Annotated in this window: 16 protein-coding genes; 5 read left to right on the top strand and 11 right to left on the bottom strand. The window is 35.5% G+C overall.

The window, feature by feature from the left end:
* Window positions 1-90: 90 nt before the first annotated feature.
* On the top strand, window positions 91-336 hold the full coding sequence (locus DN410_RS07655) for a hypothetical protein (protein ID WP_149176046.1): 246 nt from the start codon (window positions 91-93) through the stop codon (window positions 334-336).
* 54 nt (window positions 337-390) lie between these two features.
* Here the strand turns inward: DN410_RS07655 and DN410_RS07650 are convergent, their stop codons facing one another.
* Window positions 391-1,071 carry a DUF3600 domain-containing protein gene (locus DN410_RS07650; RefSeq protein ID WP_149176045.1) on the bottom strand — a complete coding sequence of 227 codons (681 nt, stop codon included), beginning with the start codon at window positions 1,069-1,071 and terminating at the stop codon, window positions 391-393.
* Window positions 1,068-1,646, bottom strand: coding sequence for a sigma-70 family RNA polymerase sigma factor (locus tag DN410_RS07645; RefSeq protein WP_149176044.1), 579 nt, complete (start codon window positions 1,644-1,646; stop codon window positions 1,068-1,070). Before DN410_RS07645 ends, DN410_RS07650 begins: the two co-directional genes overlap by 4 nt.
* Window positions 1,647-1,854: 208 nt before the next feature.
* On the opposite strand from DN410_RS07645, the gene DN410_RS07640 reads away from it, so the two are divergent.
* Window positions 1,855-2,841, top strand: coding sequence for a quinone oxidoreductase family protein (locus DN410_RS07640; protein WP_149176043.1), 987 nt, complete (start codon window positions 1,855-1,857; stop codon window positions 2,839-2,841).
* 29 nt (window positions 2,842-2,870) lie between these two features.
* The gene (locus DN410_RS07635; protein ID WP_149176108.1) at window positions 2,871-3,509 is read left to right on the top strand and encodes a zinc dependent phospholipase C family protein; all 639 of its coding nucleotides are present in this window, start codon (window positions 2,871-2,873) and stop codon (window positions 3,507-3,509) included.
* 44 nt (window positions 3,510-3,553) lie between these two features.
* Here DN410_RS07635 and DN410_RS07630 read toward each other — a convergent pair whose 3' ends face one another.
* From DN410_RS07630 to DN410_RS07610, 5 genes are all read right to left on the bottom strand, one after another.
* Entirely contained in the window at window positions 3,554-3,937 is a 384-nt protein-coding gene (locus DN410_RS07630; protein ID WP_149176042.1) for a VOC family protein, read from the bottom strand.
* A gap of 122 nt (window positions 3,938-4,059) precedes the next feature.
* On the bottom strand, window positions 4,060-5,229 hold the full coding sequence (locus DN410_RS07625; protein WP_149176041.1) for a DEAD/DEAH box helicase: 1,170 nt from the start codon (window positions 5,227-5,229) through the stop codon (window positions 4,060-4,062).
* A gap of 19 nt (window positions 5,230-5,248) precedes the next feature.
* Complete coding sequence (locus DN410_RS07620) at window positions 5,249-5,776, bottom strand: hypothetical protein (protein WP_140417337.1); 528 nt, start codon at window positions 5,774-5,776, stop codon at window positions 5,249-5,251.
* A gap of 90 nt (window positions 5,777-5,866) precedes the next feature.
* Complete coding sequence (locus tag DN410_RS07615) at window positions 5,867-7,555, bottom strand: formate--tetrahydrofolate ligase (RefSeq protein WP_149176107.1); 1,689 nt, start codon at window positions 7,553-7,555, stop codon at window positions 5,867-5,869.
* 94 nt (window positions 7,556-7,649) lie between these two features.
* Window positions 7,650-8,330, bottom strand: a complete 681-nt coding sequence (locus DN410_RS07610) for a class I SAM-dependent methyltransferase (RefSeq protein WP_000160023.1) — start codon at window positions 8,328-8,330, stop codon at window positions 7,650-7,652.
* Window positions 8,331-8,534: 204 nt separating this feature from the next.
* On the opposite strand from DN410_RS07610, the gene DN410_RS07605 reads away from it, so the two are divergent.
* A complete protein-coding gene (locus DN410_RS07605) occupies window positions 8,535-8,873 on the top strand; it encodes a hypothetical protein (protein ID WP_001253194.1) in 339 nt (112 codons plus the stop codon).
* A 29-nt stretch (window positions 8,874-8,902) separates the two neighbouring features.
* On the opposite strand, the gene DN410_RS07600 is transcribed toward DN410_RS07605, so the two are convergent.
* The 4 genes from DN410_RS07600 to ytfJ all read right to left on the bottom strand — a co-directional run bounded on the left by DN410_RS07600 (window position 8,903) and on the right by ytfJ (window position 10,919).
* Entirely contained in the window at window positions 8,903-9,115 is a 213-nt protein-coding gene (locus DN410_RS07600) for a hypothetical protein (RefSeq protein ID WP_000711202.1), read from the bottom strand.
* 69 nt (window positions 9,116-9,184) lie between these two features.
* Complete coding sequence (locus DN410_RS07595; RefSeq protein WP_149176040.1) at window positions 9,185-9,505, bottom strand: hypothetical protein; 321 nt, start codon at window positions 9,503-9,505, stop codon at window positions 9,185-9,187.
* A 51-nt stretch (window positions 9,506-9,556) separates the two neighbouring features.
* Window positions 9,557-10,333 (bottom strand): oxalate:formate antiporter, encoded by a 777-nt coding sequence (locus DN410_RS07590; protein WP_149176039.1) that lies wholly within the window; start codon window positions 10,331-10,333, stop codon window positions 9,557-9,559.
* A gap of 160 nt (window positions 10,334-10,493) precedes the next feature.
* Complete coding sequence (gene ytfJ, locus DN410_RS07585; protein ID WP_149176038.1) at window positions 10,494-10,919, bottom strand: GerW family sporulation protein; 426 nt, start codon at window positions 10,917-10,919, stop codon at window positions 10,494-10,496.
* A gap of 132 nt (window positions 10,920-11,051) precedes the next feature.
* On the opposite strand from ytfJ, the gene DN410_RS07580 reads away from it, so the two are divergent.
* Window positions 11,052-11,837, top strand: coding sequence for a GNAT family N-acetyltransferase (locus DN410_RS07580; protein WP_149176037.1), 786 nt, complete (start codon window positions 11,052-11,054; stop codon window positions 11,835-11,837).
* The last annotated feature ends 165 nt before the right edge of the window (window positions 11,838-12,002 follow it).

The raw sequence follows: 12,002 nt of genomic DNA, 5'->3' as shown, positions 1-12,002 counted from the left end.
TATATATTTAATGTATAAAAGGGAATTTATGTTAAACTAAAGAATATCGTACATTAGATTAAATTACATTTTAGCCAAGGGAGACTTACTATGTATAGATTAGGGGCTTTCTCATTTCTAACTTTTATCGGGAGTGTATGTTCTTTCTTTATTTTAAGAGGACCTAATGCGAATTTGACGTTAATTATTGCTATACTAAGTTTACTTTCGTTACTCGGAATTATTTTTGCACTAGCATCAAAAAATTGGTTATTCAGAATAGTTGGTACTGCATTAAATGGCGTAATACTAGTAGTTGTATATTTTCTATTGCTAGCAAAAGGAATAGGTGGTTAATATAATTACATTTCAATAAAGAAAGCTCAAAGCTAAAGCTATGAGCTTTCTTACTTATCGTACCTTTTCGTCTACATACTCCATAAACTGCTCCGCTTTAATAAATCTTTCTTTGTATGCCTCAGGTACTTCGTTTACTGTTATCCCACCACTTGATTTCGTTTTTACTAATACGGTTTGATATAACATTAATGCTTCCATATATTGTTCATACTCTTCAGGAGTTAATACTTCTTTACTAGATTTATGGCCATTTAATTTATCAAAATACGGCTGAAGCTCCATCTCTATTTTTTTCATTTCTTCTTTTTTAGCTGGTGATAATTGATCGTAATCAATATTACCGTTCGGATCTCCGTACTCAAGCTTAGCATTTGTTAATTTTTTTAGTTCTTTTGTAAACTCTTCATATTCCTTTGCACCCATTTCATCTTTCGCTTCTGATAACTTCGCATTAAAACGCATATAGGCTTCTAATGTCATCGCGCCAGCATGTTTTTTTAGGTTTTCAAAAGATCCGTATATACCATCTGCCATAATAGATTGATAAGCAAAACCAGTCGTAGGGATTAAAAATGCTGCTGTAAGAACTCCTGCGATAAGACGTTTCTTCACCTTACTTCCCCCGCGCTTCATTTTTATTTGAACGATTACTTTTTCTTTTAACTCCGGCGGGGCTACAATCCCCTTCGCTTCTTCTTGTATAGATTCTCTAACTCTACAATCTAAACTCATTTCACATTCCCTACCTCTCCTAAAAAGATTTCTTCTACTTGCTCTTTTTGACGTAGTTTCTTTAATGCCGCATGAATTCTAGATTTCACAGTACCAAGTGGAATATGTAATATTTGTGCTACTTCTTCTTGTGAATATTCGTGTAAATATCTTAAAATAATAACTTGTTTCAATTTATACGGTAATTTATGAATGAGTTCAATTAGTTTTTGGTTTGATATTTTACTTACAACATCGTTAGAAAAATCAATTTGCACTGGCTTTCTTTGCTCTTCTGCTTTTTTTACAATTCGTAGTCGCATCCACCTCTTTCTTCTATAAGAATGAATTTGTTTAATCGCAAGTCCAATTAACCAAGGGCGAAATAGCTTCTCGCTATCATACTTACGAAGCGATTCGTATAGCTGTATGTATATTTCTTGAACGACATCATCTACATCCGTTTTATCATCTATTAAGAAATGCGCCGTTTTATATACTTCTTGAATCGTTTTATCATACAATTCGCTATACGCTTCTTTATTGCCCGATAAAGTTAATTGGATTAAATCCATATACACTGTTTCATCCTTCATATACCATCCCTCCTTTGTCTTACACTATATATTGGCAAGTAATTGATATTTCGTTCGATTTTTTCAAAAAAGTTTTTTATATAAATTAATATAATAATTCAATGAGTTCATAAGCTTTACTTATAACCATGCATAACAATTATATAATTTTCCAATTCCTAATGAAGATTTAAAATGATTTATATAGTCAAATTTAGGAGGATATATGATGAAAGCTATCGTTGTAACGTCGTTCGGTGGTCCTGAAGTGATGAAATATACAGATGTAGATATGCCGGCTATTTCAGACAATCAAGTTTTAATTCGTGTTGTTGCTACTAGTGTAAATTTCGCTGACATTAAATCTCGGTATGGTAAAAAAGGAAATAAAGCATTTCCCTTTATTCCAGGGATAGATGCTGCTGGTATTGTAGAACGTGTAGGTTCTCAAGTTACGCATATTCATCCTGGACAGCGTGTCATCGCTTTTCCTCAAAATGGATCTTACGCTGAATATGTAGTTGCAAATGAAAATCTTACTTTCGTATTACCTGATGAAGTTGACTTTCAAACTGCAGCTGCTTGTCCTGTCGTATCTTTTACAAGCTATAATTTACTCGCAAATGTTGCAAGGCTTCAACAAGGTGAATCTGTACTCATTCATGCGGCTGCTGGCGGAATTGGCACTACAGCTATTCAACTTGCAAAACTATTAGGAGCTGGAAAAATTATCGGTACTGTCGGAAGTGAAGCAAAAAAAGAAATTGCTTTATATGCTGGAGCTGATTATGTAATTTGTCATCAAGATGAAGATTTTGTAGAGAAAGTCAATGAGCTGACAAGCGGCGAAGGAGTGAATATCATTTTGGACTCTATTTCTGGAACTGTTTCGGAAAGAAGTTTAAACTGTCTCACTTATTATGGTCGCCTCGTTCATTTCGGTAATGCTAGTGGTGAAATTGGCAATTTCCAAACGAAAGATTTACATGCAAGCTGCCGTTCTATACTCGGTTTTAGCTTTGGCACTACACGAAAAAAACGTCCTGAACTACTCCAAGAAACTGCATATGAAGTTTTCCGTTATTTGCGTCACGGACGTTTGCAAATCAAGGCTACGAAATCTTTTCCACTCCAAGATGCAGGGAAAGCACATGAATGGGTCGAAAGTAGAAAAAGTACAGGGAAAGTAATACTAACTGTTCAGTCCTCTTCCTGAAATGAATACTTGAAACCGAGGTGTCATTTATGGGATCACGAATTATGCATGCTATTATAGCTAACGGTATTGCCGAAAAACTATGTATTCAAGATAAAACTTCTTTCATCCTTGGAAGTGTGGCCCCTGATGCTGTTCATTCAAAAGAAGAAAAAGGAGCCTCACACTTTTACGCTGGTACAACGAAAAACTATACGAGAAGGATAGATTTCAATTCTTTTTTTCAAAAATATAAAGCTCAAATGGATTCCCCTTTTCTCTTAGGCTATTACACCCACCTCATTGCCGATGATAATTGGCTAAGTGGCTTTTTTCTACCTTGGCTAAAAAATAGAATAGAAAATGACGAAACCATCGCACCTATGTACTATAACGATTTTAAATTGTTAAATGCAAAGTTGCTTCATCATTACGATAAAGAACAACAGCTCTTCTCTCTTCTCAATCAAGAGGCTCACATTGTGGATATTGAAGAGGTTTCTAAAGAAAACGTTTTAGCTTTTCGAAAGTATCTTTTTGAAGATATGTTGTATCCAAAGCAACATTTGCATGAAGACTTAAAGGTGTTTACGTTTAATCAAATTGTCGGTTATATTGAAACTGCTATTGAAAAAGGTGCATTTTTTATTAAACAACTCTCTCATGAAAAATTCATTTCAAAGATTTAATCCCCCTCAATATATATGAGGGGGATTTTCACATAGCAATATTATTATTGGTTCTTTTCCATAACCGCAAAATAATTCCCTTCACTATCAGCAAAGTTAAACACTTTACCAGCAGGCATAGTTACCATTTCTCCAACAGTAACATTTTTATTTTTTAAATCTGTATATAATTGATCAAGATTTTCTGAGAAGAACATTAAAGACGGTGTACCGAGATTCAATTCTGGGCTCATTTTAGAAATCACTTCTTTATTATGTAGTATAATGCTCGTTTCAGCACCGTTAGTTGGAGCAATTTCAATCCATCTCATTCCTTGTTTGTTATCTTCCTCTGCAACTACATGAAATCCTACCTTTTCCGTCCAAAAATTTACTGCCTCATCTTGATTATTTACATATAACATAATTTGTCCAACTTTATGGATCATTGCATTTCCCCCTAATGGTTTTTATATTCTATGTAGCTTTCTACATGTACTATTATTATTCCTTTTTCATTTAATTACAAACAAAAAGACGTAACTACAAATAGTTACGCCTTCCCCATTATTTATCTAGGCTTTTTCTTCCCAGTAAACGCTGGTTTCTTTTTCTTTGGTGCTTTCGGTTTCGTTTCTACAAATGATCCTTTGAACATTTCTTGCTTCGTAAATACGATACCTAGTTTTTTCGCAAATTGTAGTAATTTACGCTCTTCTTGTGGTGTTACAAGAGATACGACCGTTCCTTCTTTGCCCATACGTCCAGTACGTCCTGAGCGGTGAATATATTGGTCTACTGTGTCTGGTAATTCTAAGTGAATTACATGTGTTAAATCGTCAATATCGATTCCACGTGCCGCAATATCTGTAGCAAGTAGGATTTCTAATTTCCCTCCGCGGAATGCACGCATCGTTGCTTCACGTTCTTGCTTGCTTGCCTCTGCGTGAAGAGCTGCTGCTTTCATTTTACGGAATTTCAATTTCTCTGTAATTTCATCTAAACGGAATGGGTCGTTTAAGAAAGCAACTGCTTTTACATCGCCAATATGCATAATTCTTCTTACGTAATCATTTTTTTCGCGTCGCTCACAAATGATATACGTATGCTCAACTAAGCTTTTTGACTCAGCACGTGTTACACGTACTAATTGTGGTTCCACTGCTAAATCACGTGCTGCATCTTCTGCTGCTTTTGTCATTGTCGCTGAGAAGAATACTAATTGACGGTCGCGCATCGTTGATTTAATTACATCTTGTACAGCACCCATCATTTTTTGTTTTACAATTTGATCGAACTCATCAAATACAATTGTTTTCACTTCATGCATTTTTAGTTTTTTCATACGAATTAATTCTAAAATACGTCCTGGTGAACCGACAATTACTCGCGGGTGTTTCTTTAATTTTTCAACTTGGCGCTTAATATCTGCACCACCAATTAAAGATGCCCCTGAAATTTCAGTTCCTGCTGTAAACTTTTGAACCTCTTCATGAATTTGCATTACAAGTTCACGTGTTGGTGCTAAAACAACAACTTGTGGCTGTTTTACTTCAGGATTAATTTTATGTAAAAGGGGTAATAAGTACGCTAATGTTTTTCCTGTTCCAGTTGGAGATTCAGCTATAACGTCTTGTCCTTCTAAAATAGTTGGAATCGCTTGTTTTTGAATTTCAGTTAATTCTTTAAAACCAGCCTTCTCCCAAGCTTGTTGTAAAAATGGTTGCATATCTTTTATCATTTGTTTTTCTCCTTTATCTCTATTTTTGAAGAAAATGTTGTATTGTTCGCACCGTTTCTATCATGTGTGAAATAACAGCTATTAAATCATCAACATGGTCTTCTGTAATCGCTTTTTGAAATAGAACCTCTACCTTATTATGATATGAAATCGCTTGCTTATTATATTCGTATGAAAGTTTCTGCATAATCATTCTTTCTTTTCCCCATATAGAATGCATTAAAGTTTCAATTTCTTCGCACACTACCTCTGGCTTTTCTATCGGGAATGAAAATGCTAACTTCATTTCACAACCTGGTGTAAACTGTGGTACTTCTAATATTTCACCAGACAAGTTCTTTGCATCCACAGATAGTGAAAATGTTGCTTCTACTAACGGTTCGAATGGTTCTGTTAATTGAAATGAAATATGATATATACGACTTAATGAAGCAAGGTCCATCATATCCTTTCGATCTGTTACAAGAATGTCTCCGTGTAAATCAAAATCATAAACAGCACCTTCTACGATTACTTTTAAATTGTCAAAAGCAGTTGGATCAAACATAATTTCCTCCAAAAAACAGGCGCCTTTCGATGGAAAGGCGCCACTTGATGTATATATAGTTTACAGATAAACGAGATGAATTACAACCTTTTAGAATAAACCTACTGCTTTTCCATCTTCATTTACATCCATTTGTAGTGCTGCTGGTTGTTTTGGAAGACCTGGCATTGTTAACATTGTTCCTGTTAACGCAACGATAAACCCTGCACCGATAGATGGTTTTAGTTCACGAATTGTTACGATGAAGTCAGATGGACGCCCTAATTTCGTTGCATCGTCAGAAAGAGAGTATTGTGTTTTCGCCATACAAACTGGTAGGTTGCTCCAACCTTCTCCTTCATATTGAGCCAATTGCTTACGTGCTTTCGGAGCAAATTCAATATCTTTTGCGCCGTATACTTTTTGAGCAATTGTACGAATTTTTTCTTCTAATGGCAATTCTAATTCATAAAGTGGTGCGTAGTTGTTTTCACCTTTTTCGATTTCTTTTAATACTTTCTCAGCAAGGTCAACTCCGCCTTGGCCACCTTTCTCCCAAACTTCTGTTAAGGATACTGCATAGCCACGCTCATTACACCACTCTTGTAAGTAAGCAACTTCTGCATCTGTATCTGTAATGAATTTATTAATTGCAATTACGAAAGGCACACCGAAGCTTTGAATTGTTTCAACATGCTTCTGTAAATTTTCCATACCTTTTGCTAATGCATCTACATTTTCTTCTTTTAATTGATCTTTTGCTACGCCACCATGCATTTTAAGCGCACGAATAGTCGCAACAATAACAACTGCTTCTGGTTTAATGCCAGCTGCACGAGCTTTAATATCTAAAAACTTCTCTGCACCTAAATCTGCGCCGAATCCAGCTTCTGTAATAACATAATCACCTAATTTTGCTGCCATTGTAGTAGCGATAACACTGTTACAACCGTGAGCGATATTCGCAAATGGTCCGCCATGAATGATAGCTGGTGTATTTTCTAACGTTTGTACTAAGTTCGGTTTTAATGCGTCTTTTAATAATAATGTTAACGCACCTTCTACACCTAAATCTTTAACCGTTACAGGTTGATTTGCAAAGTTATAAGCAACTACGATGCGAGATAGACGTGCTTTTAAATCTTGAATATCTGTTGCAAGGCAGAATACGGCCATAATTTCAGATGCTACTGTAATATCAAAACCGTCTTCACGTGGTACACCTTGAACTGGTCCACCAAGACCAATTACTACGTTACGTAGGGCACGATCATTTAAGTCAACACAGCGTTTCCAAACGATTTTACGCGTATCAATTCCAAGTGTGTTTCCTTGTTGGATATGATTATCAATAAACGCCGCTAACGCGTTATTGGCAGTTGTAATCGCATGAATATCTCCAGTAAAGTGAAGGTTAATATCTTCCATTGGTACGACTTGTGAAAAACCGCCACCTGCTGCTCCGCCTTTTAGTCCCATCGTTGGTCCAAGAGATGGTTCACGAAGTGCAATTACTGTTTTCTTACCAATTTTATTAAAAGCTTGACCTAAACCAACTGTTACTGTTGATTTACCTTCTCCAGCTGGAGTTGGGTTAATTGCTGTTACTAAAACAACTTTACCGTCTTTCTCATCTTGTAAGCGCTTAAAAATATCAAGAGATAACTTACCTTTATAATGCCCGTATGGCTCTAATTCATCTTCTAAAATATTTAAATCAGCTGCAATTTCTTGAATTTTTTTCATACTTGCTTCTTGTGCGATTTCAATATCAGATTTAACTGTTGTAGTAGTTGTCATATACCCTAGTCCCCCTTTAATTGGTTCTGATGATATTGTATCAGTTTTTTGTATTTTCTGCACTTATTTACCTCCTAAAAATTCTTTCTTTTCTTTATACGTTTTTTAACATAAATACCCATAAGAATGTTAATGATTGTTGTAACTCTGTAGGTAGTTGACCTAACATCTTCTCATTTACTCCGCGCTTATACACACCGATGCCATCTACAACTTCAAAACCTTGTTCTTTCGCTAATTGTTCAAATTCCCAAGGCATCATCGTATTACAAACAACGTCTTTGCCGTATAAACGAGGATAACTGTTCTCTCGAGGCTTTGCTGTCGGTCCTAAAATCGCAATACATGCATAACCCTCTTTCTTTAAAACACGCTTTATTTCATTCAATGCTAATAATGGATTCTCGGTCCATTCTAATGAGTTAATCGCCATAATCGCTTCAAATTGTTCATTTTCAAAAGGTAAGGAAGAAAGATCCCCTTTCACAAAAGATAAATTTGGGCCTTCTCCGCGTTCTTTACCTTTTTGAATCATTACTTCCGATAAATCTACTCCGACTGCCTTATAACCCGAGCCACTTAATTTATATGTACCGTATCCATCACCACAACCAACATCGAGTACTTGAGCTTCTTTTTCCACGTACTGCTCAAAAAATGGAATAATTGTACTTCTGCTACCACTGTCCCACATCTCTTGACTATTTTGATTCCAAAACTCTGCGCTACTATCCCATTTCTTTTCCGCTGATTCGTGCCAATTAAATTTCGTCATACATTCCCCTACCTTCACGTATTATCATTCATTTCATTCTACATCATTTTCCAAAATTCCTGTTTATCTTCATAGGGAGATGTACAAGCTAAAGTTAAAATCTTTATTCTCCAATTTTTGCTTTACTTGGGTTTAACTCATACTCATGTTCTTCTCCTGATGACAGATACTATAGGTACACCCAATTGAAAGAGAGGGATGTACATGCGAAGAAAGAGAAATCATCATTTTAAAAGTGGTGAAAAACACGAAGAGTATGCAGCTGAAATATCACCAGCTGGCATTCCAATTAGACATAAGCGGAAAGAAATTGCAAATGAAATAGAAGGTACAAATACCGGTGCAATGGTTGGCTATGTCGCTTTATTTCTTTCGTTATTCTCCATCGCTTTTTATCCTGTTACACTCGGTTCGCTTGCGATTTTAATTGGCTTATTAGCTGTCAATTTCGGAGCGAGAACACTCGGGTATACAGCAATTGGTTTTGGTAGTTTTTCTGTTTTATTTACTTTACTTTATCCGCTTGCTTTATCAGCGTTTTAAAAAAACACACCAAGTTATACTTGGTGTGTTCATTCATGATACAACATAATATGACCGCATCCACAACAATGCTTCGCTGTAATTTCTTGAAAGACTGGATAATTTTCTTCATCCCGATGCTCAATAAACACTTTTTCAAATCGATACATGTTAGGTGCATATGCCCAATCTTGTTTCGTACGTGCATATAACGTTGAAGAGAAAAACTCTTCTCCACCACAAACAATACATTCTTTTTTCATCGATATCCCTCCTATGCTTGTCTTACTCCATCTATATGAACATAAGCATAAAAAAAAGACCTTCTATTACTAGAAAGTCTTCTCTGAAACAAAAAGAAATGTACCAAACATCCCTACTCCGCTGTATTCTTTCGTAACACCAGCTTCAGTTTTATATGTTTGCTTTACAGTCATAAAGAAAACACCATTTCGTGTATCAATACCGTCAAACTGTAATTTCTCTTTTTTTCCCTCTACATTTTGCGTGCATTCAAAGCTACCCTCATCACATTTCAATGCATACTTATCTTCTAGATACAATTTGAAATCTGATTCTTTCGGACAAGTAATAAGTAATATCGCTACGAGAATAATACTTACAATACCCACAATTGTATAATATTTCTTCATTTGTTCTCCTTTCAAAAGACAAGAAAACTTGACTTCATGCGCCAAGTTTTCTTAGTCCACAACCCATTGCCACTCTTGTTCTTTCTTATCAAAAATGAGCCAACCTGTCTCTGTTGCTTCTTCTTTCAATTCATCAATATTATCTAGCACCTCATCCGTACTTTCATACGAACCAACTACATATACCGGAATTTCAAGACCTCTTCTTGACTCAATCTTCCCTGCCAGATCAATATAAAGACCATCTTCCATTAATGGAAGAAGCCCCATGATCACTTCTTTCGAAATTGCTGGGAAAATTTTTGATTTTTGGAAGAAAGAAAAACGTTTCTTACCGAAAGCACCGATTTTATAAGGAATGACTTTACTTAACATTCCTACAAAATCAGCAATTCTACGATAGTACACTTTGTTGTACCACCCGTCATCATGTGAAAAATAAACAAATCTATTTTTCAATAGCGGAAAGAATGTTCTAGCAAGTGGTTCTTTTTTGTGAGCCAAATATAAAAGCTCTGCAATTTCTTTTGGCTCTAATTCATCTAAATCGCTTGCATCATCAAAATCTACCCAACAAAATTCATCAAATTCATCAATCTCTGCTTGAATTAACTTATGTATATTTTCTTCCTCAACATATTCAAATAAAGTATGATAATGAAAATCTGTCCATTCAAAATTATGCTTCAAAAGCAACACTTGATGAAGTGGTGAAGGGATGTTACTCGCAAACTCTTTAAACGTAATTCCTGATGTAATAAAACAATGACCCCGACGATTACCATTAATATATATCATATTCTTTACTTGGTCAGATCCTCCAGACAAAGCACCTAGCCACCTTCGTTTTGTATGTTTCAATTCTATAGCATATTTTAACATGAAAAATTTTAGAAACATAGAAAAAACTTCAAAAACTATTTACAATTTCATGTGTTTTATTACATAGTGATTACAAGAAAAAACACCTGCTCATAAGCAGGTGTTTTTAAAGGATATCATCTGGGTTTTGAGGATGATGATTTCCCTCTTTCTTATCATCTTTTTGGAACATCGATTGAATTTTATCAATTGTTTGTGGAGCTAATTCAATCATTTTTTCTGCTAAATGTGTCGCATTTTGTAAATGAAGAATATTTACCCCGTCTTTATTCACCACAAGAAATGCTACTGGTGTAATAGAAACACCACCCGCGCTCCCTCCGCCAAATGCAGGGGTACCATTCGCTCTTTGACCATCATTCGTCTGGAAATCAGAACCTCCTGCTCCAAAACCGAACGCGACTTTAGAAACCGTTAACACCACACCACCGTCAGCCGTTTGAACAGGCTCTCCAACAATCGTATTCACATCGACCATTTCTTTTAAATTTTCCATTGCCGCTTTCATTAACCCTTGAATTGGATGATCCACCGTTCATAACCTCCTTTGTCATATCTTTCCTAGTTTTTCCGAAAGTTGGTGAACTAAACATAAAATTTTATATTGATTTCAAAAAACTTAAGTTGTAATATTTAGAAAAAACAAAAAAAGGGCCAATTCGTTATGATGCGAAAATTAACAAAGAAAGATCATGAACAAGTATTCGCTTACCTAAAAGAAGAAGCCGCCCTTAACTTGTTTATTATTGGGGATATAGAAGCTTTCGGTTATGAAGCAGACTTTCAAGAATTATGGGGTGTATTTAAAGAGAATGGAACATTAAAATCGATTTTACTTCGCTTCCATGATGCATTTATACCGTATAGCAAAGAAGAGTTTGTAGTAACTGACTATGAGTCATTTCTTTCCGCATATAAGCCGCTGAAACTCTCTGGCAAGTCAACTATTGTTGAACGATTTGAAACCGTTTCAAGTATACATCTAGGTACGAAAAATGAAATGTATTTTTGCGAATGTCTAAATGCCGACAACTTACCTAGTACGCCTGCCCAAGAAACAATTAAACTTGCCACACTAGATGATGTAGTGCGAATTATGCAATTACGAAGTAACATCGCTGAATTCCCGACTGCTAATGAATCAGAGAAAATATTAAGACAAGCTCTCGAAACAAATACAGGACGTACGTATTATATTGAAAAAGATGGCGCAATCATCGCATCCGCCTCTACTTCCGCTGAAAATTCATTATCCGCTATGGTTGTTGGCGTATGTACACAACCGAATTACCGCGGAAATGGATATGCTTCACTCATATTACAAAAAATGATTCAAGAATTTACGAAAGAAGGCCGAACACTTTGTTTATTCTATAACAATCCAGCTGCTGGACGAATTTATAAACGGCTAGGGTTTAAAGACATCGGGATGTGGACGATGTATCGATAATAAGAGGTACACTATAAGCGGAAATAGTTGTAACTTAGCAATACAAGCAGATTATACAAAAACTTCACACCGTTATTATGAAGAGGAAAAAACTACTTGCGAAGCGATGACTCTAACTAAAAAATGTTATGCATTCAAACTAAATATAAACAGGTAGCCCCAATT

Source organism: Bacillus sp. SH5-2, assembly GCF_008368905.1.
Classification (GTDB): domain Bacteria; phylum Bacillota; class Bacilli; order Bacillales; family Bacillaceae_G; genus Bacillus_A; species Bacillus_A luti.
This window is presented reverse-complemented; position numbering and strand designations above follow the sequence as displayed.

Bases quoted from the DNA above. Each gene is read 5' to 3' on its own strand.
- DN410_RS07655 (WP_149176046.1), top strand. From the start codon at position 91: ATGTATAGATTAGGGGCTTTCTCATTTCTAACTTTTATCGGGAGTGTA.
- DN410_RS07650 (WP_149176045.1), bottom strand. From the start codon at position 1,071: ATGAGTTTAGATTGTAGAGTTAGAGAATCTATACAAGAAGAAGCGAAG.
- DN410_RS07645 (WP_149176044.1), bottom strand. From the start codon at position 1,646: ATGAAGGATGAAACAGTGTATATGGATTTAATCCAATTAACTTTATCG.
- DN410_RS07640 (WP_149176043.1), top strand. From the start codon at position 1,855: ATGAAAGCTATCGTTGTAACGTCGTTCGGTGGTCCTGAAGTGATGAAA.
- DN410_RS07635 (WP_149176108.1), top strand. From the start codon at position 2,871: ATGGGATCACGAATTATGCATGCTATTATAGCTAACGGTATTGCCGAA.
- DN410_RS07630 (WP_149176042.1), bottom strand. From the start codon at position 3,937: ATGATCCATAAAGTTGGACAAATTATGTTATATGTAAATAATCAAGAT.
- DN410_RS07625 (WP_149176041.1), bottom strand. From the start codon at position 5,229: ATGATAAAAGATATGCAACCATTTTTACAACAAGCTTGGGAGAAGGCT.
- DN410_RS07620 (WP_140417337.1), bottom strand. From the start codon at position 5,776: ATGTTTGATCCAACTGCTTTTGACAATTTAAAAGTAATCGTAGAAGGT.
- DN410_RS07615 (WP_149176107.1), bottom strand. From the start codon at position 7,555: ATGACAACTACTACAACAGTTAAATCTGATATTGAAATCGCACAAGAA.
- DN410_RS07610 (WP_000160023.1), bottom strand. From the start codon at position 8,330: ATGACGAAATTTAATTGGCACGAATCAGCGGAAAAGAAATGGGATAGT.
- DN410_RS07605 (WP_001253194.1), top strand. From the start codon at position 8,535: ATGCGAAGAAAGAGAAATCATCATTTTAAAAGTGGTGAAAAACACGAA.
- DN410_RS07600 (WP_000711202.1), bottom strand. From the start codon at position 9,115: ATGAAAAAAGAATGTATTGTTTGTGGTGGAGAAGAGTTTTTCTCTTCA.
- DN410_RS07595 (WP_149176040.1), bottom strand. From the start codon at position 9,505: ATGAAGAAATATTATACAATTGTGGGTATTGTAAGTATTATTCTCGTA.
- DN410_RS07580 (WP_149176037.1), top strand. From the start codon at position 11,052: ATGATGCGAAAATTAACAAAGAAAGATCATGAACAAGTATTCGCTTAC.